The sequence below is a fragment of the Streptomyces sp. NPDC055400 genome, from assembly GCF_053644375.1.
The window spans coordinates 113,941-136,920 of record NZ_JBSHLM010000003.1; the positions used below are offsets into that span (position 1 = coordinate 113,941).

At 71.6% G+C, this 22,980-nt stretch carries 15 protein-coding genes, 1 tRNA gene and 3 pseudogenes; 8 read left to right on the top strand and 11 right to left on the bottom strand.

Features of this window, described 5'->3' with window-relative positions:
- Positions 1 to 24 precede the first annotated feature (24 nt).
- Positions 25 to 516 carry a hypothetical protein gene (locus ACWIGU_RS08635; protein WP_454398827.1) on the top strand — a complete coding sequence of 164 codons (492 nt, stop codon included), beginning with the start codon at positions 25 to 27 and terminating at the stop codon, positions 514 to 516.
- A 69-nt stretch (positions 517 to 585) separates the two neighbouring features.
- Here the strand turns inward: ACWIGU_RS08635 and ACWIGU_RS08640 are convergent, their stop codons facing one another.
- Positions 586 to 2,841: an FUSC family protein gene (locus tag ACWIGU_RS08640; protein WP_454398829.1), complete on the bottom strand. Its 2,256-nt coding sequence runs from the start codon at positions 2,839 to 2,841 to the stop codon at positions 586 to 588.
- A gap of 179 nt (positions 2,842 to 3,020) precedes the next feature.
- Entirely contained in the window at positions 3,021 to 4,208 is a 1,188-nt protein-coding gene (locus ACWIGU_RS08645) for a DUF2786 domain-containing protein (RefSeq protein ID WP_454398830.1), read from the bottom strand.
- A gap of 206 nt (positions 4,209 to 4,414) precedes the next feature.
- On the opposite strand from ACWIGU_RS08645, the pseudogene ACWIGU_RS08650 reads away from it, so the two are divergent.
- Positions 4,415 to 4,882, top strand: a pseudogene (locus ACWIGU_RS08650) (ABC transporter ATP-binding protein); the annotation flags it as partial.
- On the opposite strand, the gene ACWIGU_RS08655 reads toward ACWIGU_RS08650, so the two are convergent.
- Complete coding sequence (locus ACWIGU_RS08655) at positions 4,826 to 4,999, bottom strand: hypothetical protein (protein WP_454398832.1); 174 nt, start codon at positions 4,997 to 4,999, stop codon at positions 4,826 to 4,828. The pseudogene ACWIGU_RS08650 and the gene ACWIGU_RS08655 sit on opposite strands and share 57 nt — an antisense overlap.
- Positions 5,000 to 5,246: 247 nt before the next feature.
- Here ACWIGU_RS08655 and ACWIGU_RS08660 point away from each other — a divergent pair, with 247 nt between their 5' ends.
- The 4 genes from ACWIGU_RS08660 to ACWIGU_RS08675 all read left to right on the top strand — a co-directional run bounded on the left by ACWIGU_RS08660 (position 5,247) and on the right by ACWIGU_RS08675 (position 9,601).
- Positions 5,247 to 5,543 carry a hypothetical protein gene (locus tag ACWIGU_RS08660; protein WP_454398834.1) on the top strand — a complete coding sequence of 99 codons (297 nt, stop codon included), beginning with the start codon at positions 5,247 to 5,249 and terminating at the stop codon, positions 5,541 to 5,543.
- Positions 5,544 to 5,842: 299 nt separating this feature from the next.
- Positions 5,843 to 6,769, top strand: a complete 927-nt coding sequence (locus tag ACWIGU_RS08665) for an NADP-dependent oxidoreductase (protein ID WP_454398836.1) — start codon at positions 5,843 to 5,845, stop codon at positions 6,767 to 6,769.
- A 174-nt stretch (positions 6,770 to 6,943) separates the two neighbouring features.
- The gene (locus tag ACWIGU_RS08670) at positions 6,944 to 7,783 is read left to right on the top strand and encodes a nitrilase-related carbon-nitrogen hydrolase (protein WP_454398838.1); all 840 of its coding nucleotides are present in this window, start codon (positions 6,944 to 6,946) and stop codon (positions 7,781 to 7,783) included.
- Between the two features lie 123 nt (positions 7,784 to 7,906).
- Complete coding sequence (locus ACWIGU_RS08675) at positions 7,907 to 9,601, top strand: bifunctional 3'-5' exonuclease/DNA polymerase (RefSeq protein WP_454398840.1); 1,695 nt, start codon at positions 7,907 to 7,909, stop codon at positions 9,599 to 9,601.
- A 210-nt stretch (positions 9,602 to 9,811) separates the two neighbouring features.
- On the opposite strand, the gene ACWIGU_RS08680 is transcribed toward ACWIGU_RS08675, so the two are convergent.
- Entirely contained in the window at positions 9,812 to 11,086 is a 1,275-nt protein-coding gene (locus ACWIGU_RS08680; RefSeq protein ID WP_454398842.1) for a hypothetical protein, read from the bottom strand.
- Between the two features lie 40 nt (positions 11,087 to 11,126).
- Entirely contained in the window at positions 11,127 to 11,633 is a 507-nt protein-coding gene (locus ACWIGU_RS08685) for a SigE family RNA polymerase sigma factor (protein ID WP_454398844.1), read from the bottom strand.
- A 307-nt stretch (positions 11,634 to 11,940) separates the two neighbouring features.
- On the opposite strand from ACWIGU_RS08685, the pseudogene ACWIGU_RS08690 reads away from it, so the two are divergent.
- Together ACWIGU_RS08690 and ACWIGU_RS08695 are read left to right on the top strand one after the other, a co-directional pair.
- Positions 11,941 to 12,375: pseudogene (locus ACWIGU_RS08690) on the top strand (bifunctional DNA primase/polymerase); the annotation flags it as partial.
- Positions 12,351 to 12,908, top strand: a pseudogene (locus tag ACWIGU_RS08695) (tyrosine-type recombinase/integrase); the annotation flags it as partial. The pseudogenes ACWIGU_RS08690 and ACWIGU_RS08695, both read left to right, overlap by 25 nt.
- 50 nt (positions 12,909 to 12,958) lie before the next feature.
- On the opposite strand, the gene ACWIGU_RS08700 reads toward ACWIGU_RS08695, so the two are convergent.
- The 6 genes from ACWIGU_RS08700 to ACWIGU_RS08725 all read right to left on the bottom strand — a co-directional run bounded on the left by ACWIGU_RS08700 (position 12,959) and on the right by ACWIGU_RS08725 (position 22,901).
- Positions 12,959 to 13,032 (bottom strand) — tRNA-Thr (locus ACWIGU_RS08700).
- 129 nt (positions 13,033 to 13,161) lie between these two features.
- Positions 13,162 to 14,733, bottom strand: coding sequence for an alpha/beta hydrolase (locus ACWIGU_RS08705; protein ID WP_454398846.1), 1,572 nt, complete (start codon positions 14,731 to 14,733; stop codon positions 13,162 to 13,164).
- An 87-nt stretch (positions 14,734 to 14,820) separates the two neighbouring features.
- Positions 14,821 to 16,026, bottom strand: coding sequence for a DNA polymerase III subunit delta' (locus ACWIGU_RS08710; protein WP_356276162.1), 1,206 nt, complete (start codon positions 16,024 to 16,026; stop codon positions 14,821 to 14,823).
- 145 nt (positions 16,027 to 16,171) lie between these two features.
- The gene (gene tmk, locus ACWIGU_RS08715) at positions 16,172 to 19,444 is read right to left on the bottom strand and encodes a dTMP kinase (protein ID WP_454398848.1); all 3,273 of its coding nucleotides are present in this window, start codon (positions 19,442 to 19,444) and stop codon (positions 16,172 to 16,174) included.
- Positions 19,445 to 19,619: 175 nt separating this feature from the next.
- On the bottom strand, positions 19,620 to 22,454 hold the full coding sequence (gene topA, locus ACWIGU_RS08720; protein WP_454398850.1) for a type I DNA topoisomerase: 2,835 nt from the start codon (positions 22,452 to 22,454) through the stop codon (positions 19,620 to 19,622).
- A 249-nt stretch (positions 22,455 to 22,703) separates the two neighbouring features.
- On the bottom strand, positions 22,704 to 22,901 hold the full coding sequence (locus tag ACWIGU_RS08725) for a hypothetical protein (RefSeq protein ID WP_454398852.1): 198 nt from the start codon (positions 22,899 to 22,901) through the stop codon (positions 22,704 to 22,706).
- Between the last annotated feature and the right edge of the window lie 79 nt (positions 22,902 to 22,980).

The following is a 22,980-nucleotide window of genomic DNA, read 5'->3' on the forward strand; positions in this document are numbered from 1 at the left end:
ACATCCGCAACGTAGGGGGATCTTGTGCTGAAGCGCGTACGGACCGGTGCCGCCGCGGCGGGAGTTGCCGCGGCGCTCGTGCTCACCGGATGCAGCAGCGACAGCGGCGACGGGGGCGACGGCGGCAAGTCCAAGGAGACGCCGCAGGCCTCGGCCACGGAGTCCGCGGGCGGCGACACGGGGGGTTCCGGTTCCGGCGGGAAGTCCGGGAGTCTTCAGGGCAGTTGGGTCACCACGTCCCAGGGCAAGAGCGTCGCCCTGCTCATCAGCGGCAAGAAGGTGGCCCTGGTCGGCGAGCACGTGTGCAGCGGGACCGCCGGCGACGAGATGGGCATGCAGATGCTCACCCTGAAGTGCGCCGACGGGAACACCGACCGGAACATGGGGCAGGTCAAGTCCGTCGACGCCGCGACCCTGAAGGTGTCGTGGGAAGGCTTCGGGGACGACACGTTCCGCAAGACGGACAACGGGAAGCTGCCGTCGGGATTCCCGACGATGGGGCTGCCGACGTCCTGACGCGGGCGGGCTCTCTCTCCCTCGCGGCCGCCTCGTAAGCCGCTCTCCCGTTGTCGGGCCGCTCTCCCGTTATCGGGCCGCTCGATCCTCCGGACCGGGCGGCCCTTCGGGTTTCTGATCCTCGGGTTTCTGATCCTCGGGTTTCCGCTCCTCGGGTTTCTGGTCCTCGGGTTTCCGCTCCTCGGGATTCCGGTCGTCGGGCTTCCGGTCGTCGGGCTTCCGGTCCTCGGGCGATGTGTCGGGTTTCAGGGTGATCGGGGGTACGTCGGTGTCGAGTGCGTCGGAGAGTTCCTCCAGGGCCTCGATGAGCAGGCCCGCGCCCCTGCGTACGACCCGGTCCGGTACGTCCTCGCCGTCCCAGTCCGCGAGGGCGTCCCGCACCGCCTGCCACTGCGGCACCCGGCGCTCGCGCACCGCACGCGCGCCGTCCTCCGTGGCGGTGCGCAGCGCCTTCGCGAGGCGGGCGGCCGCCGGGACGGGGGTCGCGTCACGTTCGGGGAGGTGCGCCTCCATCAGCATCTCGACCCGGCCGATGTGCCGCAGGGCGTGTTCGGCGTCGTCGGCCGCCGCGCGGGAGAGGCCGCGGTGGCGCACCGGTTCGGTCCGCGCCCTGTCCGCGGCCTCCTGCCAGGCGAGTTCGGCCGTGCGGGCGGCGAGCAGGGCCTCGCGCACATCGGGCAGGTTCCCGCCGCCGGGCTCCGCGTAGCGGCCGATCACGGCGGCGCCGTACCGGCCGACGGCGAGCAGCCAGTCCGCGAGGCGCGTGCGCAGGCGGGGCGTCTCCCAGGCCGGGTACAGCGCGTACGCCAGCATCGCGAGGAGGCCGCCGACGAGCGTGAGGACGACCCGCTCGGGGACCGTCTGGTCCCACGCCTCGCCGCCCATGCCGAGCAGGAACACGACGTACGCGGCGATGCAGGCCTGCGCGGCGAGCTGGCCCGTACGCATCACGAGGTACATCAGGCCCGCGCAGATGACGGCGAGCGTCGCGGAGAGGGCGGTGTCCGGGTGGGCGACCTGGACGAGCCCGGTGGCGAGGGCGACTCCGATGAGCGTGCCGCCGAAACGGGCCACCGCGCGCGAGTACGTCTGTGAGAAGTCGGGACGCATGACCATGACGGCGGCCATCGGCGCCCAGTAACCGTGGCCGAAGGGGAGGGCGGTGCCGATGAGGTAACCGACCGCGGCGACGGCCGCCACCCGGATGGCGTGCCGGAGAATCGGCGACCCGCGATACAGCTCCTTGCGCATCGCTCCGGCCGCGATGGGGAGCAGCCGGACGAGGGTGGGGCGGGTGAGCTGGGCGTTCTCGTTGCGGGGCTCGGGATGCTGAGTGTCTGTCCGGGCGCCGGCGGTCTCCAGTACGTCACTCAGGAGCGAGCCGAGGCGCGCCGCCGCCCGCTTCGCCGGACCGGAGAGGATCGCCCCCGTGTCGGGGGTCTTGAACGTGGCGACCGCCGCCGGGGGCACCCTGACCGTGGCTCCGTGGCGGATCGCCCGCGCCGCCGCGTCCAGCATCGAGCCCGCCGCGCCCAGGAGTTCCCGCACGCGCTCGCGTTCGGGCCCTTCGTCCGGGACGCCGACGGCCGGGTCCGCGAGGGAGGCGAGGACCGGGCGGATGCGTTCGGCGATGCCGCGGGCGCCGCGCAGCTGGGCCGGGCGGGTGCGGGCCTGGCGCGGGGTGAGCGCGGCGGCGCTGCGCGCCAGCATCAGCGGTTCCCCGTCGAACGGGGCGACCGGGTCGTGGCGCAGCCGGCGCGCGTAGTCGGCCTCCGCGGCGAGCGCGTCGGCCAGGGCGTCGCGGTGCGCGCCCCATCTCCGTACCGGGAAGAGGATCACGAGGGCGGCCTGGACGAGACCGCCGAAGACCATCATCGCGGCGTGCCCGGCTGCGGCCGCGACCGAGGTCGGCAGGGTGATCGTGACCAGCATCATCGCGACGTTCGACGACGCGATGATGCCGATCGTCGGACCGGCCGCCCAGGCGAGGCCCGCCAGGAACGTCCACAGGACGAGGAGCGCGAGGAAGAGGACGAGGTGGCCGCCGGTGAGGTAGCCGAGGAACGTCGAGACGCCGAGGCTCGCGCCGGAGGCGACGGCCAGCTCGGGGCGGGGGCGCCAGCTGCGCTGGAACGTGGCGATCGCCGCCTGGAACGCGCCGAACGCGGAGCTCGCCGCGACCGCCGGGCCGAAGAACGTGAGGCTGATCGTGATCACGATGGCCAGACCGGCGGCGCCGCGCAGCGCGATCAGGGGTTCCAGGCGTTTCCGCTCGACACTCAGGCCCGAGCGGGTGGTGTCCTTCAGCGCCCGGAACCAGCTCACTCCGTCAGGATACGGGCGAGTCGGGCATATGGGTTGGGGTGGTTTGGTTCGGGGGTCGGGTCGGGGGTTGGTTCGGGGCTTGCTTCAGGCGTTGGTCCGGGGGGTTGGGCCGGGCTTGCTTCAGGTGTTGCTCCGGGGTCGGGTGGGGGGGTGCTTCGGGTGTTGGTTCAGGGGTTGGTTCACCGGTGCGTGCCGCCGCCGCGCACCTCGGCGCGGTCCGAGACGCGGGCGCGGTCGGCGGCGGCCACGCCCTCCGCCCAGCCGGCGCCGTCGCTGACGCCCCGGACCCGGGTCGTCACGGTCTGCGGGAACATGTCGTCGGTCCGGCCGGCCACCGCGACATCGCGCGCCGCCAGGACCGGCAGCAGCCCGCCCTCCTGGCTCCGGCCGGTCACCTCCTCCGCCACAGCCGCGAGCCGGTCGCCGATGCGGTGCGCGTACGCGGCGAGGAACGCCTGCCGGAAGGTCTTGGTCCGCTTGCGTCCCCCGGCGCGCTGCTCGGCCTCGGCCCGCGTCATCGCCGCCGTGCCCTGCACCAGCAGCGACGTATGGAGCAGCTCCACCGCCTCCAGGTCGGACTCGAAGCCGACGACCGTGGAGAAGCCGAAGCCGCTGTTCCACACCGCGCGGCAGCGGTTCGCCGACGCGACCGCGTCCAGGAGGGCCGCCTTCGCCGTCTCGTACGGGGCGTCCACACCGATCCGGCACGCGACGGGCGTGTCCTTCGCGTGCGTACGGGCCGCGAGGAGCGCCGCGTCGACGCTGTGCCTGGTCATCAGTTCCTGCGCCTTCGCCGCCAGCGCCTCGGCCTCCGGCGGGTAGCCGGTCGCCTCGGCCTTGGCGAGCAGCGCGCGGATCCGGGCGAGCTCGCGCGGCTCCCCCGCGACGGGCCGCGCCACGGATTCGCCGGGCACGGGCCCCACGGCCTCTATCGGCGGGAGGCGCAGGAGGAGTCTGTACAGCTCCAGGACGGCGGTGGCATACGAGAAGCGGTCGAGGCGGGGGCCCCGCGTTCCGGGGCCCGATGCCTGCCCCGGGTCCTGCGGGAGCTCGGCGAGCTGTGCGTCCCAGCGCGCGGGCAGGTACTCGTAACGTGCGGTCTCGGCGCGGATCAGGCGGGCCGCGATGTATCCGTGCGGACTCTCTTCGAGGTCACGTACGACGATGCGCATGACGTCGGCGGGCTGCCAGCCGCGCTCCCAGGACCGGCGTACGAACTCCTGCCCGCGCAGGGCGAGTTGGGTGTCGGCGGACGGGTCGGCGGCGAGCAGGGACGCGCCGGTGTCGAGCCCGGCCTCCGCACCCTCCCCGTACAGGGCGGCCGCGAAAGCGCGCTCGACCGTGGTCCGCGTCGTACGTTCCGTCATGCGGGGGCGCCGCCTCCTTGCCTGTTTGGTCCGCTGGTCCGCTGTGCGCGGGTTCGCTGTGCGGCCTGACGTGTCTTGCCTTGCCTTTTCTTGTCTTGCTCTGGTCTTCCATGGTCTCAGGCGCATACGGGGGTAGGGCTGGCCATACCCCCTGGACGCCCCCCAGTGGTCGTGTTCGCGGGGCGCCGCGGCGGTTGGGTTGAGGCATGACCACACCTGCTGTGCGCCTCACCGCCGTACGCCGCGAGTAGCGCGGCGTCACCGCCCTCGACGGGGTCGACCTCGACTTCCACGCCGGGACCTTCACCGCCGTGATGGGGCCCTCCGGGTCCGGGAAGTCGACGCTCCTCCAGTGCGCCGCGGGCCTGGACCGTCCGACGTCGGGCACCGCCACCCTCGCCGGGACCGACCTCACCGGACTCGGCGAACGGGCACTCACGCTCCTGCGCCGGGACCGGATCGGTTTCGTGTTCCAGTCCTTCAACCTGCTGCCGGCGCTCACCGCCGCGCAGAACGTGGCGCTCCCCCTGCGGCTCGCCGGGCGGCGGCCCTCGCGCGCGGAGGTGCGCGACGCGCTGGGGCGCGTGGGCCTCGCCGAGCGCGCGGGGCGCCTCCCTTCACAGCTCTCCGGCGGCCGGCAGCAGCGGGTGGCCCTGGCCCGCGCCCTGATCACCGTCGCGCTCGGGGTGACCCTGGTCGCGAGCATGGGGCTGGGGCTCGCGGCGGCCGCCGACCCGCCCCCGGGCAAGCCGCAGCGGTTCGCCGCGCAGCCTGTCGTGGTCATGCCGCACAACACTCTGACCGTAGAGGTCGACCGGGGACCGAAGCACACTCCGGACACAAAGAAGATTCCCTATCCACAGCCTGTGGACAAAGAATTGCTGTGCGAGCTCGCCGATTTGGGCACCGTTCACCGTGATCATCTCGCGCCGGACGCGGTCGGCGTAGACGCCTCGGCCGCCGCCGTACGCGAGGTGGTCGGCGACCGGGCGCAGGTCCTGACCGGCGCGGCACGGCACCTGGCAGACCCGGCAAGGGATGCTGCAACTCCTTGGCATCGCCCTCACCTATACGGCGATCTCGCTGGCCGGAACGCGGTTGATGGCCGCGTCCGTACGGGACGGGGAGCTGCGGGCCCTGCGCCGGGCGGGAGCCACGCGAGCCCGGGTCAGTTGGATGCTCGCCGGCGAGGCACTGGTCTCGGTCGCGGCCGGCACGGCCCTCGGACTGGCCGTCACCGCGCTCAACCTGGGAGGACTCGCGGCTGCGCTCGGCCTGCTCGCGCCCGGGTCCGGTGCGGGGGCGGGCTTGGGACTGGGATCGGGAGTGGGATGAGCAGTGGGATAGGGAATGGGCCTGGGGTCGTTGTGCCGTGGGCTGTCGTTGGTTCGGCCGTGGGCGTGTGTGCGGTGGTCGCTGTGGGGGCGGGGGTGCTGGGCGCGGGATGGGGGCGCCGGAATGGTGTGGGTGGGTGAGAACGCTCTGGTGACGGGGTGGCGGGTGCCGCCGGGATGGGGGCGCCGGAATGGTGAGCGCGGGTGAGAGCGCTCTGGTGACGGGGGGAGAGGACCTACACCAGCAGGACCAGCCCCGCCCGGTTCGACAAAGTAGCGAAATGAGAGGCAGGCGCGAGCATGGAAGCCATCGTTTTCGAGGAGTTCGGCGGACCTGAGGTACTGCGCTTCAAGGGCGACATCGAGGAGCCGCACGCGGGTCCCGGCCAGGTCCGGGTGAAAGTCGCGGCCGTCGGGGTCAACCCCATCGAGTACAAGATCAGGAACGGCTGGATGGAGCAGGCCTTCCCGACCTCCTTGCCGGCCGTACCCGGCAACGAGTTCGCCGGAACCGTCGACGAGCTCGGCGAGGGCGTCACCGGCCTCTCGGTCGGCGACGAAGTCCTCGGCTGGACCGAGACCGGCGCGTATGCCGCCTATGCCCTGGCCCAGGCCTCCGCTGTCACCCCGCGGCCCGCCGGACTCGAACCCGCCGAGGCGGCCGCCCTCCCCATCGCCGGCGAAACGGCCCAGCGCGTACTCGACCTGCTCGGCGTACGCAGCGGCGAGACGCTGCTGATCCACGGCGCCGCGGGCGCGGTCGGCTCGATGGGCGTGCAGCTGGCCGTGGCCCTCGGCGCGACGGTGATCGGCACGGCCTCCCCCGCCAATCACGAGTATCTGCGCTCCATCGGCGCCATCCCCGTCGCATACGGGGACGGGCTTGTGGAGCGGGTGCGCGCGGCGGCCCCGCAGGGCGTGGACGCGGTGTTCGACGCGGCGGGCAAGGGCGCGCTGGCGGTCTCGGTCGCACTCCGCGGAGGCACGCCGGACCGGGTCGTCACCATCGCCGACCCAGACGCCGCCAAGTACGACGTGACCTTCTCGCCCGGCGGCACCGACCGTGCCAAGGCCCGCGAGGGCCTCACCCACCAGGCCGCACTCGCCGCGGACGGCAGACTCCACATCTCGATCGCCGACACGTTCCCCCTCCGCGACGCGGCCAAGGCACAGGCCCTGAGCGAGACGGGCCACGTGCGGGGCAAGCTGGTGCTGCTGGTGGGCTGAGGCGACAGGTGGACCTGGTGATCCTCGTGGGGTGAGCGGGCGCGGACCCAGGACACGCAGGGTCGCCGGCACGCGCCACCCACGAGGACCCCTCCTCCGCCAACCAGGACGCCACCCGTGACACCACCCGCCCCTGCGGATGCCGACTCCGCCGGACACTGCGACGCTCGAAGGATGAGAGTGGCGCTTGCGCAGACCGACTGCGTGCTCGGCGACGTGGACGAGAATCTGACCGTCGCCCGGGAGCAGACCGAGCAGGCGGCGGCCCAGGGCGCCGACCTCGTGGTCTTCCCCGAGCTGAGCCTGCACGGCTATCACCTCGGCGCCCTGCGCCAGGACGTCTCCCTCCCGGTGACGGACCCGCGTCTGGCCGCCCTCTCGACGCTCGGCGCGGATGTTGTGATCGGCCTGCACGAACACACCAGCCTGCGCGCCTACAACACCTCCGCCTACTACGCAGGTGGCCAACTCCTCCATTCCCACCGCAAGTTGTACCTGCCGAACTACCTTGCCTGGGAAGAGCGCAAGCACGTCAGCCCCGGCCAGCATCTGCGCGCGTACGACCTGCCGCACGGCCACGGCCGTGCCGCGACTCTCGTCTGCAACGACGCCTGGCAGCCGGTCCTGCCGTGGCTCGCCGTGCAGGACGGCGCCGAGGTGGTCATCGTCCCCGCGAACAGCGCGGCGACACTCGACCCGGAGGCCATGGACACGGGCCTGTACTGGGACACGCTCCTCGCCTACACCGCGAAGATGCTCCAGTGCTGGGTCGTCTTCGTGAACCGCGTCGGCAATGAACATGGCGCCTCCTTCTGGGGTGGCTCCCGCGTGGTCGACCCACGCGGAACGGTCGTGGCCCAGGCCCCGAAGTGGGAACCGAGCTTGGTGACAATCGACATCGACCTCCACGAGGCCCGCCGGCAACGCAGGGTCGTCCCTCTGGTCGCGGAGGCCCGCCTCGGCCTGATCGACCGCGAGGTCCGCCGCCTGATCGACGAGGGCGGCGACAGCTGACGGGAATCCCGGCCCAGCCCTCACGCCCGGGCGGGCGCCCGGCGTCACCTCTACGAGCACCACCACCGCCCCGCCTGTCCCGACACCCCGGCGCTGTCAGTGCCGGGTGTAAGACTCACCGACATGACCGAGAAGTGGGCCATCGCGGCCACCGAGGACGGCGGAGCCCAGCTCGCGCCGCTCGGTGCCGACGGCGAACCCGCCGCCCCGGTCCGCCAGGAGCCCAGCCTCGCGGAAGCGGTCCGCTCCCGCCCCGACGTCACGCGCTGGATCTGGCGATCGACAGCAGCCGTCTACCCCCGCCTGCTCGCCGCGGGCGTCCGCGTTCCACGCTGCTACGACATCGAGGACGCCGAGACTCTCCTCCTCGGCCACGCCGGCCGCTTCGGGGAACCCCGCTCCGCGGCCGCCGCCCTGGCCAGGATCCACGGCACGGCCGTCCCTCCGGACCCCCCTCAACGAGCCGCGACCCCCGGCTCCCAGTCCTCCCTCTTCGAACCACAGCCCATCCATGTCCGCCTCGAAGACCTCACAGAGGTGTACGCCGATCAGCAGCGCCGCCACGACGCCACCGCCCACCCGGGCCGGATGCGGCTGCTCACCGCCGCCGAGTCCGCGGCCATGCTCGTGGCAGCCGAGATGAACGCGGCGGGCCTCCCCTGGAGCGCCGACGTGCACCGCTCCGTACTGCACGAGCTGCTCGGCGAGCGCTACGCGGGCGGCGGCGAACCGCGCCGCCTCGCCGAACTGGCCGCCGAGGTGTCCGAGGCGTTCGGCCGTCGCGTGCGCCCCGATCTGCCCGCCGACGTGGTGAAGGCGTTCGCCCAGGCCGGCGTCAAGATCACGTCCACGCGCCGCTGGGAGATCGAGTCGATCGACCATCCGGCCGTACGCCCCCTGATCGAGTACAAGAAGCTGTACCGGATCTACACCGCACACGGCTGGTCCTGGCTCCAGGACTGGGTCCGCGACGGCCGCTTCCGCCCCGAGTACCTGCCTGGCGGCACCGTCACGGGGCGCTGGGTCACCAATGGCGGTGGCGCACTCCAGATCCCCAAGGTCATCCGCCGTGCCGTCGTCGCCGACCCGGGTTGGCGCCTCGTTGTCGCCGACGCCGACCAGATGGAACCCCGCGTCCTCGCCGCCATCTCCCGCGACCCCGGCCTGATGGAGGTCGCCGGGCGAGAGACCGACCTCTATCAATCCGTCTCCGACCGGGCCTTCTCCGGCGACCGCGCCAAGGCAAAGCTGGCGGTGCTCGGCGCGGTGTACGGCCAGACGTCCGGTGACGGCCTCAAGAACCTCGCCGCCCTCCGCCGCCGCTTCCCGCAAGCCGTCGCCTACGTCGACGACGCCGCCCGTGCGGGCGAGGAGGGCCGCCTCGTACGGACCTGGCTCGGCCGCACCTGCCCACCGGTCGCCGGCGCCGGCGACCAGGACGAGGCAGGCATCCCCCAGGACGGCCCGACGCCCGAACCATCGGGAGACAGAGACACCGAGTTCACCCCCGGCTACGCCTCCTCGAACTCCCGCGCCCGCGGTCGCTTCGCCCGCAACTTCGTCGTCCAGGGCAGCGCCGCCGACTGGGCCGACCTGATGCTCGCCGCCCTGCGCCAGTCCTGCACCGGGATGGCGGCGGAACTGGTCTTCTTCCAGCACGACGAGGTGATCGTGCACTGCCCGGAAGAGGAAGCGGAAGCAGTGACCGCGGCGATCCGCGTGGCCGCAGAACTGGCCGGCCACCTCACATTCGGCGACACCCCGGTCCACTTCCCTTTCACCACCGCCGTGGTGAAGTGCTACGCCGACGCGAAGTGACGTGCTTCCACCAGGCCATTCACGACACCCCGTAGCTCACAGCCCGGCGGCCACCGATCACCAATCACTGACCAGCACATACTGCTGACCGGTCGGCGGTCGCGGAGCACCAAGCACCAAGCACCAAGCACCAAGCACCAAGCACCAAGCACCAAGCACCAAGCACCAAGCACCAAGCACCAAGCACCAAGAGCGTCCCTCGTCGCCGCCCTACCCCTCCCACTTCTCACTCGTGGCTATCACCTTGAGCTGTGTCATGGTCAGCGCGGGCGTCGTCCTCGTGGCCGCGGTGTTCTGCGTGCCTGAGTTGAACGCCGATATCACCACGCGGAACCCGTCCTTGCGGATCGTGTCCACGGTCCACATCACCACGCCCTGGCCTCCCTTCTCGCCGGGCCCCTGACGCGTGACGACCTTCGTGCCGTCCGGCAGGGTCTGCGCGCCGGAGCCGAAGAGCTCGCCCTCCACATCCGACATGTTGGGCTGCACATTGATCTGGACGAGGCTCGCCCCCTTGCCGTCGTTCACCACCACGTACGCGAAGCCGTCGCCACCCTGGCGGGTCGTCACCTTGGCACTCTTCGGCAGCAGCGAGGTGAGGTTCTCGAGGATGGTGTCGCCGCTCGCGGCCTGCGGGACCGGCTGCTGCACGGGCTCGTCCTGCGGCTTGGGCAGCGCCCGCAGTATCGGAAGCCACTCCTTCGAGGTCACCAAAGCCTTCAACTGTGCGGTGCTGAGCGGCGGTTCGGCCCGGGAGACGGGTTCCCCCTTCTCCGCCGGCGCATTCCATTCGCTGGCATCGACGGTGAAGCCCTCCGGCGTCACCATGTACGCGTGCCACCACTTGGTGTCCGCACGCTTGTCCGGGTACTCATAGCCCTGCAGGAGCAGCAGCCTGGAGCCGTCGGTCAGCGTCTTGCTCCAGCAGGAGTCGTACGGCGTGTAGACCTTCTCGGGGCAGGCGAGCTGTTCAGCGACCCTCGTGCTCTCAGGGTCGACCCGGCCCAGACTCAGCCCGATGACCGCCTTGCCCTTGCCGTCGTCGAAGACGACCGAGGCGCGCGGCCCGAACCCGTCCTCCGTACCTCGGCCCGACTCGCCGCTGAACTTGCCGTCGGGCAGCAGCCCTTCGAGGGTCTTGATCAGATGGCCGGCCGAGAACTGCGGCCCTTCACCCGGCTTACTCGTCTTTCCCTTGGTCGTGCTGCCCGGCTTGGGCTGCGCGGCCACCGGGGTGCCGTGCCCGGCCTCGGCCCCGAAGGCCCCGGCGGCGTACGACGCGCCGAATCCGACCGCGGCGAGCGCGGCGAAGCTCCCCGTGACGGTCGCGGCCCGCCTGCGCCGCAACCTGCGCCGGCCGCGTGCCACGCCACCGTCGACCAGCGGCCCACCCGCGGCGTTGAACGTCTCACCGGTTATCCGCAGGGCCTCCCCGAGGCCGTCCACGAAAGCTTCCTGGTCACGGTCTTCGCCTGTTCCTGACATGCCGAACCACCACTCCTCACACAAGGTCGAGTCAAGCTCATTACGCGGCGAACTCGGCCACGCTGCCGCCCAGTTGCTCCCGCAGCCGCGCCAGCGCCCGCGTGCTCCGCGTACGCACCGCCGCCGAGCTGACGTTCAGAATCTCCGCGGTCTCCATCACTGACCGGTCCTCCCAGTACCGCAGCACGATCACTGCCCGGTCCTTTGGCGGCAGCTGGCGCAGCGCGTCGAGAAGAGTGATCCGCAGCGAGGCGTCACCCGGCGCGCTCTCCGAGGTCTCCGGCAGCTCATCGCTGGGCCGCTCCTGCGCGGAACGCCGCCGCTGGTGCGCGAGGAAGGCATGTATGAGGACGGTCTGGGCGTACGCCGCCGGGTTCCCGACCCGTGACGACCGCCCCCACACCACGTACATCCGCCCCAGCGTCTCCTGCACCAGATCCTCGGCGAAGTGCGTATCGCCACTGGTCAACAGGCATGCCGAACGGAACAGGTGTCCTGTCCGGGCCTCCGCGAACTCCCGGAACCCACTCTCCTTGGACCGCCTCATCAGGCGCCCTCCCCCTCATCGCCCCACACCTTTTAGATGCGGTGAGGCGGACGAGATGTTTCAGCGATGGGTTGCGTCCAGGGAAGTGGTGTACGGGTTCGACCTGATCCGGGGGTTTGCTCCGGCATCGGGATGGTGCCCGCATAGATGAACGGCCACCGGCTGATCTTCGAAGTGACCAAGCCTCGGAGGAGATCAGCACGATGACCGCATTCCGAAGCATCGAAAAGGGGGCGGCTCATCTCGCCAAAGACCCGGGCCGCCCCTGCCAACCAGCCCGCTACAGACCTGTTGGAGGTCTCCCAGCATGACGCAACCCACCGGCATCCGGCGAGTGGCGTTCCTGGATGCCGCCCTGACGGCCGCTGAGCGCGGCTGGCACGTCCTGCCCCCCCTGCGCCCCGCCGACAGGCGACCCGCGCTGCACGGAGAGGACACCTCTCCCTGCACCCGCGACTGCGCGGGCGGACACCGCGAGTGGGAGGACCGAGCCACGATGGACCCCGACCGGATCCGGCGCGCCTGGGACACCCTGCCGTTCAACATCGGTATCGCCACCGGCCCTTCCGGGCTGATGGCCGTCGACCTCGACATGCCAAAGCGGAAAGGCAGTTCGGGCACGCCTAGCGGCGTGACGACCTTCACGGCGCTCTGCGAGGGCGTCGGACGGGCCGTCCCCGACACGTACCGAGTGCGGACCGCGAGCGGCGGACAACACCAGTACTTCAGGACTGCACACGGCACGCCAGCGCATGCCCCGAACGCAAGGTGGGCGGGCTCGCCTTCACCCGCCCCAAGACAAACAAGGGCCGAAGCGAGGTGCCAATCCCGCCGCTGTTCCTCCCTTACCTCCTTGAGCACAAGGTGCAGCAGGACAAAGCGCGGGTCGCCGCGGCCGAGCTGTGGCAGGAAGACGACGCGGTGTTCACGCGCCCGGACGGCCGGCCGCTCGACCCCCGGGCGGACTGGGAGGAGTTCAAGGAGCTACTCGAAGAGGCCGGTATCAGCGTCCGGCGCCTCTACGACGGAGGCCGCCACACCGCTGGCACGATCCTGAACGAGCTCGGGCTGGACATGCCGACGAACATGGAGATCCTCCGGCACACGCAGATCAGCCAGACCCGGCGCTACGTGAAGGGTCGGTCCACCCTCTCGAAGGACGTCATGCGCCGCATCGGAGACGTCTTCATGCCCGAACCGGAACCCACCACTGAGACCAGAACTGAGACCGGGGACAGCAAGGCGGCCCGTGCCCCGCGTCGCCGCCGCGTCCGCCAAAAGCAAAAGCCCCAGGTCACGGCGAGTGAGTCCTGGGGCTTCCACAGAGCCGCCTTCGGGATTCGAACCCGAGACCTACGCATTACGAGTGCGTTGCTCTGGCCATCTGAGCTAAGGCGGCGCGCCGTCTGCACCATGGTGCGGTCAGCAACGTCGCCAAGTCTACACAGTTTTCGGGGGTGCTCCGCACACCCTCCGCCCAGGCCCCGGGACGGGCGTCCCGGGGCGTCGGAAAGTACCCTCGCACCCCTTATGAGCAGCGCTTTCCGTCCTTGGGCGGGGTGCCGTCCACGAGGTACGCGTTGATCGCGGAGTCGATGCAGTCGCTGCCGCGGCCGTACGCCGTGTGGCCGTCGCCCTCGTAGGTGAGGAGCGTGCCCGAGTCGAGCTGGCCGGCGAGGGACTGTGCCCAGCGGTACGGGGTGGCCGGGTCGCGGGTCGTGCCGACGACGACGATCGGGGCGGCGCCCTTCGCCTCGATGCGGTGAGCCTCGCCGGTCGCCTTCACCGGCCAGTACGTGCAGTTCAGTGCCGCCCATGCGAGACCGTCGCCGAAGACCGGGGACGCCTGCTCGAAGGACGGCAGGACGGCCTTCACGTCGTCGGGGCTCTTGAAGGACGGCGGCAGGTCGAGGCAGTTCACGGCCGCGTTGGCCGCCATCAGGTTCGCGTACGTACCGTCGCTGTCGCGCTCGTAGTAACTGTCGGAGAGGGCGAGCAGGCCCGCCCCGTCCTTGTTCTTGATCGCCGAGCTGAGCGCGGAACGCAGCTTCGCCCACTCCCCCTCGTCGTACATCGCCGCGATCACGCCGGTCGTGGCGAGGGCCTCGCCGAGCTTGCGGCCCGAGGGGTCGCCGGTGGGGATGGGGGTGCGGTCCAGGTCGGCGAAGAAGGCCTTGAGGCGCTTGCCCGCGTCGGCGGCACTCCCCGTACCCAGGGGGCAGTCGGAGCGCCGTGCGCAGTCCTTCGCGAACGACTGGAACGCCGTTTCGAAGCCGGCCGTCTGGTCGCGGTTCATCTCCTGCGCGGACAGGGACGGGTCCATCGCGCCGTCCAGGACGAGGCGACCGACCCGCTTCGGATAGAGCCCCGCGTAGGTCGCCCCGAGGAACGTGCCGTACGACGCCCCGACATACGTCAGCTTGTCGTCGCCGAGCGCCGCACGCAGGACGTCCATGTCGCGGGCCGCCTCGACCGTGGAGACGTGCGGCAGCACCTCCCCGGACCTCGTCTCGCAGCCGGCCGCGTACTTCGTGAAGGCCGCCGACAGTTCGTTCGTCTCCGCCTGGTCGTCGGGCGTGACGTCGGTCTGCGTGTAGGCGTCCATCTGCTTGCCGTCGAGGCACTCGACCGGTTCGCTGCGGGCGACGCCGCGCGGGTCGACCGCGACCATGTCGTAGCGGGCGCGGACCGCCGCCGGGTAGCCGAGGGCGGCGTACGACTGGAGGTAGCCGATCGCCGAGCCGCCGGGCCCGCCGGGGTTGACCAGGAGCGAACCGAGGCGCTTGCCCGGGCCGGTGGCCTTCTTGCGGGCCACCGCCAGCTTGACGTCACCGGCCTCCGGCTTCTCGTAGTCCAGCGGCGCCTTCATCGTGGTGCATTCGAAGCCGGAGACGCCGCACTCGCGCCAGGTCAGCGACTGCCCGTAGTAGGCCGCCAGGTTGGCGGGGGTCGCCCTGGGCAGCGCGGCCAGCGAGATGTCCGCCGTCCGTGTGCTTCCCGAACTCCCTGGTGAGCAGGCGGACATGAGGAGTCCGGCGGCGAGCAGGGTTCCACAGGCCCGGAGGCCTCGGACAGGGGAATGATGACGCCTGAAGTACATCAGCCGAGCCTAACTGTCCGCGTTCGGCCAGTCGCGGTGTGTGGCCACCGCGCCCCGTACGAGTTAATCGAATGAATGGAAGGTGTGTCAGCCCGCCCGCAGCGCCATCGTCATCGCCTCCACGGCGAGCAGCGGCGCCACGTTGCGGTCGAGCGCGTCACGGCATGCGGCGATCGCCTCGATGCGGCGGAGCGTGGCCTCGGGCGAGGCCGCGCGGGCGAGGCGCTCCAGGGTGTCCTGCGCCTCAGTGTTCGCGAGGGCCACGCGGGAGCCGAGCTGCAGGGCGAGAACATCGCGGTAGAAGCCCGTGAGGTCAGTGAGGGCCAGGTCGAGGCTGTCGCGCTGCGTACGCGTTCTGCGGCGCTTCTGGCGGTCCTCCAGCTCCTTCATGGCGCCGGCCGTGCCGCGCGGCATCCGGCTGCCGCTCTGCCCGCCGAGCGCCGCCTTCAGCTCCTCGGTCTCCTTGGTGTCGACCTCCTCGGCGAGCTGCTTGGTGTCCTCCGCCGCGGTGTCGATCAGCTCCTGCGCGGCCTTGAGGCACCCGCCGACATCGTCGACACGCAGGGGCAGCTTCAGCACCGCCGCTCTGCGCGCCCGCGCGCGCGGGTCCGTGGCGAGGCGCCGCGCGCGGTCGATGTGGCCCTGCGTGGCGCGGGCCGCCTCGGCGGCGACGTCCGGCTCGATGCCGTCGCGTCGTACGAGCATGTCGGCCACTGCCTCGACCGCGGGCGTACGCAGCGTCAGGTGGCGGCAGCGGGAGCGGATCGTGGGCAGCACGTCTTCCAGGGAGGGCGCGCAGAGCAGCCAGACGGTCCGCGGGGCGGGCTCCTCGACGGCCTTCAGAAGTACGTTCCCCGCGCCCTCCGTGAGGCGGTCCGCGTCCTCCAGGACGATGACCTGCCACCGGCCCACGGCGGGCGACAGCTGTGCTCTGCGGACGAGCTCGCGGGTCTCCTTCACGCCGATGGAGAGCAGATCCGTACGGACGATCTCCACATCGGCATGCGTGCCCACGAGGCTGGTGTGACAGCCGTCGCAGAATCCGCAGCCGGGGGCTCCGCCCAGCGCCCGGTCCGGGCTGACGCACTGGAGCGCGGCGGCGAAGGCGCGCGCCGCAGTCGCCCGCCCCGCACCGGGCGGACCGGTGAAGAGCCAGGCGTGCGTCATCCTGGAGGCCTCGGGCGGCGGAGCGTTCGTCACGTTGGCCGTGACGAGCGCGTCGGCGTCCCGCGCGGCGGCGTCGAGCTGCGCGGCCACGCGCTCCTGACCCACCAGGTCGTCCCATACGGGCATGGACTACCGCCTCACCGTCGAACTCCGGCACTTCGCTCTACCGGATTCATTGTGCGGGACGCCACTGACAACGCCGTCCGGCGACCGCGCCACTGGTCAATCCAGCCCTCGGTCGCCGGACGGCAACAGCTTCCCCGCGGTCGGCTCAGCGCCGGCCCCGGCGCCTGCCGCCCGCGCCTTCGTCGCCCTCACCGTCGTCGTGCCCGCCGAGCAACTCGTCCGCCAGCGACGGCAGGTCGTCCAGCGGGGTCTCCTCCGCCCAGTCGGGCCTCGGCCTCTGTCGCGGTCGGCCCTCCTCGTCGACCTGGGGCAGTTCACGCGTACGGTCGTTCGACCCAGCACCGGCACCCCCTGACGGAGCCGACGCCTGGCGCTCATCACGGAAGTACCCCGGCGGAACCCGATCCGCCGGCCCACCGCCGGCGACACCGGCACCGCTGCCCACTGAGTCATCACGCACCGGCGGCAGCACCGCCGTCTCGTCGGCGGCCCCGCCCTGCTGCTGCGCGGGACGCGGCGGCACCGGCAGCTGAGTCGTCTCGTCGTTGTCGCCACCACGCCAAGCCCCAGCCCTGGCGGCAGCGGCAGGACCGGCGTCAGGACCAGCCTCACCAGTCCCGGGACCCGTACCGGCGTCCCCGACCGGCGGCAGCACGGCCGTCTCATCGGCTGCCCCGCCCGTGGGCTTCACCACAGGCGTGGGAACGGTGGTCTCGTTGTCGGCCACCGGATGCCCGGCAGCACTCGCGGACCCAGCCCCCGCCCCAGCGGCAGAGGCAGAGGCAGAGGCAGAGGCAGAGGAGGCAGAGGCGGACTCGGCCGCCGCGGAAGCAGCCGCCGCAGATGCCGCCGCGAGCCGCCGTGCCTCCTCCGCCCGCAGCAGCGCCTCCTCCGCCTTGCGCTGCTTCTCCAGGCGTCGTTCCTCGGCCTCCGCGCGCAGGCGCGCCTCTTCCTCCGCCTGACGGCGGCGGCGCTCCTCCTCGGCGGCCCGGGTCTGTTCCTCGGCGAGGAGCCTGGCGCGCTCCTCCTCGGCCCGGCGCCGCGACTCCTCGGCGCGCTGCCGGGCCTCTTCGGCCTGGCGCTCGGCCTCACGCCGCTGCGCCTCCTCCAGCTCGCGCTGCTTACGCTCCTCCTCCTCGGCGCGCAGCTTGGCGAGCTGTTCCAGCCGCTCGCGCTCGACGCGCTCCTCCTCGGCCTTGCGGGCGGCCTCGGCCTCGGCCTTCCTGCGGGCCTCCTCCTCGGCGGCCTTGCGGGCCTCTTCCTGGGCCTTCACCTCGGCCTCGGAGAGCGGCAGCACCATGTCGAGCCGGTGCCGGACCACGGTCGTGACGGCTTCCGGCTCCTGGGCCGCGTCGACGACGAGATAGCGGCCGGGGTCGGCGGCGGCGAGCGTGAGGAAACCGGAGCGCACGCGCGCGTGGAACTCGGCCGGCTCCGATTCGAGCCGGTCGGGCGCCTCGGTGAACCGCTCGCGGGCCGCCTGCGGGTCGACGTCCAGCAGGACGGTCAGATGCGGTACGAGTCCACCGGTCGCCCAGCGGTTGATGCGGGCGACCTCGGTCGGCGACAGGTCGCGGCCGGCGCCCTGGTAGGCAACGGACGAGTCGATGTAGCGGTCGGAGATGACGACGGCGCCGCGTTCGAGGGCGGGCCGTACGACGGTGTCCACGTGCTCCGCGCGGTCGGCGGCGTACAGGAGGGCCTCAGCGCGGTGCGAGAGGCCTGCCGACGACACGTCGAGGAGGATCGAGCGCAGCCGCTTGCCGACCGGGGTCGCGCCGGGCTCGCGCGTGACGACGACCTCGTGGCCCTTGCCGCGGATCCACTCGGCGAGCGCCTCGGCCTGGGTCGACTTCCCGGCGCCGTCGCCGCCTTCCAGGGCGATGAAGAAGCCGGTGGCCGCGGGGGCCTGCGCCGGGTCGTTCCCACCGAGCAGCGCGTCGCGCAGGTCGTGCCGCAGGGGCACCCCGCTGCGGTCGTCGGCCTTGGCGAGTACGAGGGCGGCCACGGGCAGCAGCAGCGCGCCGACGAGCATCAGCGTGAAGGCGGCGCCGCCGTGCGCGAACACGAACTTGCCGTTGACCAGCCGGTGCGGGCCGATCGCGGCCGCGAGCAGGGGCGCCGCGACGGCGGCGACAGCGATGGACACCCGTACGACCGCCTGGAGGTGCTCGGTCGTGCGGGCGCGCCGGTAGTCCTCGGACTCCTGGTCGAGGATCGTGTGCCCGGTGTTGGCGGCGATGCCCGCGGTGACGCCGGCGAGGGTGACGATCAGCAGCACGCTCGTGACGTCGGGGACCAGGCCCGCGGCGAGCAGGGCGATGCCGGTCAGGGCGATCGCGAGCGCGAGGAGCCTGCGGCGCGACAGCGACGGCAGCACGGAGGGCGCCGAGCGGATGCCGATTACGGTGCCGCCGGTGAGCCCGAGCACGAGCAGCCCGAAGGTCACCGGGCCACCGGACAGGTCCTTGGCGTGCAGTACGGAGACGGCGACGGCCGCCGAGATCGCGGCGGCGACGGCGGCGCAGGCGAGGACGAGGAGCGGGATGGCGCCCGTGCGCCCCTTGTCGACGCCGCTGCCGGTCTTGGGGCGGCGCAGGCCCTCGAGCGGCGACCGCGCGCGCGGGGTCTGCGTGTCGGGCAGTTCGAGGAAGAAGACGACGGACAGCGAGGCGGCGAACAGACCGGCCGCCACGTAGGAGGCGAGTGCGGCCTGGTGCAGGCCGAACCAGTCGACCCCGGCCCCGATCAGGTTCCCCACGAGGGTGACTGCGACGAGCGCGGCGGCCGCGACGGGCAGCGCCACGAATCCGGTGCGCAGGGAGAGGCGCCGCAGCGCGTCCATGTGGTCGGGCAGCGGGCGTACGGCCGCGCCTTCGAGGGGCGGCGCGGGCAGCAGCGCGGGCGCCGCGCTCTCGCGCGACACGGTCCAGAAGCGCTCGGCGACGCCGACGACGAAGGCGGTGACGAGCAGGACCGCCAGCGCGTTGTCCGGCGTCCAGTCGATCCACAGGGGCGCGACGATGAGGAGCGCGGCCCGCACGCCGTCCGCGCCGACCATGGTCCAGCGCCGGTCCAGGGGACCGTCCGTGGAGGTCAGCGACGTGAGCGGGCCGAGGAGTACCGCTCCGAAGAGCAGCGTCGACAGGACGCGCGCGCCGAACACGGCGGCGACGGCGAAGGCCACGCCCCGGTACCCGCCCCCGAACGAGCCCTCGGAGACTGCTGTCTGAAGGGCCAGCACCACGAGCACGAGAAGCCCGAGTGCGTCACCGATGCCGCCCACGAGCTGGGCGCTCCACAGTCGTTTCAGCTGCGGCACCCGCAGCAGGGCGCGGACGGCGCGCTCCCGTGAATCTGCGACCAGGGCGTCGTCGGGGGCCGGATTCTGGGCCGTTGGCTGCTCGGCTCGCGTCATTCGTCCAGCCTATCCGGACCCACTGACTCCCCGAGGGTCCACCCGAACATACGGCCGCCGGGGCACTCGCCCCGGCGGCCGTACGACATGCACGCGCACGTGCACACTGCCGTGTGCCACTCCTCCGTAGAAGGACCTCAGTAGAGGACCACCGAAAGTTGGCTGCTCCTCATGACTACTCGTCCGTAGAGGTCGACTTCGAAGCCGTCGCCTTCTTGGCCGTCGTCTTCTTCGCCGCGGTCGTCTTCTTGGCAGCCGTCGTCTTCGAAGCGGCGGTCTTCTTGGCAGCCGTCTTCTTGGCGGGCGCCTTCTTCGCCGGAGCCTTCTTCGCGGCCTTCTTGGCCGTCTTCTTGGCGGGGCCCTTCGCCCGCTTCTCGGCGAGCAGTTCGTAGCCGCGCTCGGGCGTGATCTCCTCGACGGAGTCGGACGACCTGAGCGTCGCGTTCGTCTCGCCGTCCGTGACGTACGCGCCGAAGCGGCCGTCCTTGACGACGACGGGCTTCCCGCTGACCGGGTCCTCGCCGAGCTCCTTCAGCGGCGGCTTGGCGGCCGCGCGCCCGCGCTGCTTGGGCTGCGCGTAGATCGCGAGGGCCTCTTCCAGCGTGATGGCGAAGAGCTGCTCCTCGGTCTCCAGGGAGCGCGAGTCGGTGCCCTTCTTCAGATACGGCCCGTACCGCCCGTTCTGCGCGGTGATCTCGACGCCCTCGGCGTCGGCGCCGACCACGCGCGGCAGGGACATCAGCTTGAGGGCGTCGTCCAAGGTGACCGTGTCGATGGACATCGACTTGAAGAGCGACGCCGTACGCGGCTTGACCGCGTTCTTGCCGGTCTTCGGGGTGCCCTCGGGGAGCACCTCGGTGACGTACGGACCGTAGCGCCCGTCCTTCGCGATGATCTGGTTCCCGGAGACGGGGTCGGCGCCGAGCTCGAAGTCGCCGCTCGGCTTGGCGAGCAGCTCCTCCGCGTACTCGACGGTCAGCTCGTCCGGAGCAAGGTCCTCCGGCACGTCCGCGCGCTGGTGGTTCTCGGAGTCGCGCTCGCCGCGCTCGACGTAGGGACCGTAGCGGCCGACGCGCAGGACGATGCCTTCGCCGACGGGGAAGGACGACACCTCGCGGGCGTCGATCGCGCCCAGGTCGGTGACGAGCTCCTTGAGGCCGCCGAGGTGGTCGCCGTCGCCGTTGCCCGCTTCGGCGGCGCCTCCGGAGCCCTCGCCCTCGCCGAAGTAGAAGCGCCGCAGCCACGGCACGGCCTGGGCCTCACCGCGGGCGATGCGGTCGAGGTCGTCCTCCATCCGGGCGGTGAAGTCGTAGTCGACGAGCCGCCCGAAGTGCTTCTCCAGGAGGTTGACCACGGCGAAGGACAGGAAGGAGGGCACAAGAGCCGTCCCCTTCTTGAACACATAGCCGCGGTCGAGAATGGTCCCGATGATCGACGCGTACGTCGACGGGCGGCCGATCTCGCGCTCTTCGAGCTCCTTGACCAGGCTGGCCTCGGTGTAGCGGGCCGGCGGCTTGGTCGCGTGGCCGTCGACGGTGATCTCCTCGGCGGACAGCGCGTCGCCCTCGGAGACCTGCGGCAGCCGGCGCTCACGGTCGTCGAGCTCGGCGTTCGGGTCGTCCGCGCCCTCGACGTAGGCCTTGAGGAAGCCGTGGAAGGTGATCGTCTTGCCGGAGGCGGAGAACTCGGCGTTACGGCCGTCGGCGGAGGTGCCGCCGATCTTGACCGTGACGGAGTTACCGACCGCGTCCTTCATCTGGGAGGCGACGGTCCGCTTCCAGATCAGCTCGTAGAGCCGGAACTGGTCGCCGGTCAGGCCGGTCTCGGCGGGCGTGCGGAAACGATCACCCGAGGGACGGATCGCCTCGTGCGCCTCCTGCGCGTTCTTGACCTTGCCGGCGTACGTGCGCGGCTTGTCCGGCAGGTAGTCGGCGCCGTACAGCTGCGTGACCTGCGCACGGGCGGCCGAGACCGCCGTGTCGGACAGGGTCGTGGAGTCCGTACGCATATAGGTGATGAAGCCGTTCTCGTACAGCTTCTGGGCCACCTGCATCGTGGCCTTCGCGCCGAAGCCGAGCTTGCGGCTCGCCTCCTGCTGCATCGTCGTCGTACGGAACGGGGCGTAAGGCGAGCGGCGGTACGGCTTCGACTCGACGGAGCGTACGGCGAAGTTCGTGTTCTCCAGGGCGGTGGCGAGCGCGCGGGCGTTCGTCTCGTCCAGGGCCAGCACGTTCGCCGACTTCAGCCGGCCGACCGAGTCGAAGTCGCGGCCCTGCGCGATGCGCTTGCCGTCGAGCGCGCTCAGGCGGGCCACGAGGTTCGACGGGTCGCTGGCGTCGCCGGAGCGGCCGGTCGCGAAGGTGCCGGTCAGGTCCCAGTACTCGGCGGAGCGGAAGGCGATGCGCTCGCGCTCCCGCTCGACGACGAGGCGGGTCGCCACGGACTGGACGCGCCCCGCCGACAGGCGCGGCATGACCTTCTTCCACAGGACCGGCGAGACCTCGTAGCCGTAGAGGCGGTCGAGGATGCGGCGGGTCTCCTGGGCGTCGACCATGCGCTTGTTGAGCTCGCGCGGGTTGGCGACGGCGCTGCGGATCGCGTCCTTGGTGATCTCGTGGAAGACCATCCGGTGGACGGGGACCTTGGGCTTCAGGACCTCGAGGAGGTGCCACGCGATGGCTTCGCCCTCGCGGTCCTCATCGGTGGCGAGGAAGAGTTCGTCGGAGTCCTTCAGCAGGTCCTTGAGCTTCTTGACCTGGGCCTTCTTGTCAGCATTGACCACATAGATCGGCTGGAAGTCGTGTTCGACGTCCACGCCGAGCCGGCGCACCTCGCCGGTGTACTTCTCGGGCACCTCGGCGGCGCCGCTCGGGAGGTCGCGGATGTGCCCGACGCTCGCTTCGACGACGTATCCAGGGCCGAGGTAGCCCTTGATCGTCTTCGCCTTGGCAGGCGACTCGACGATGACGAGTCGGCGGCCGCCCTGTGCGGTCTCGCTGGTCGGGGACAACTTCGCTCTTCTCTCCGGTCGGCGCTGGGGATCCCCCGCGCCCTCGGGACGTGGGGGTCGGCACTGCGGTACGTGCGGTGTCGCTGCGGAGTGTGACGGTACCTCCCGCCCCCGTGTCAAACGGGAAAAGCCCGCAACGGCCACTCGAACGGTAACCCGACTACCGACGATCCTGCCGCCCGGAGTGCCCACAGGGTGTCCGGGACGTCCACCGGGCCCTCACCCGGGACACCCCCTGCGGGACGCCGCTCAGAACCGGCCGAAGCACCACACCCCGAGTACCAGGGAGGCCACTGAGGCCAGGATGGCGAGCGTCGCCGATGCGACGGGGTTCACACCGTCGGCGACGGGTGCGCGGTGCATGACACGCACCCCGGTCCACAGCAGCAGTCCCGCCCCGAACAGCGTGAACACGGTCCCGGCGAAGATCGCTGGTCCGCTCTCCATGGCTTTTCCTCCCGGTGCTGGGCCCCCAGGCCGGTGAGGCTGACACGCGCGGGAGACGACAGGACGAACCTCGGGTGAA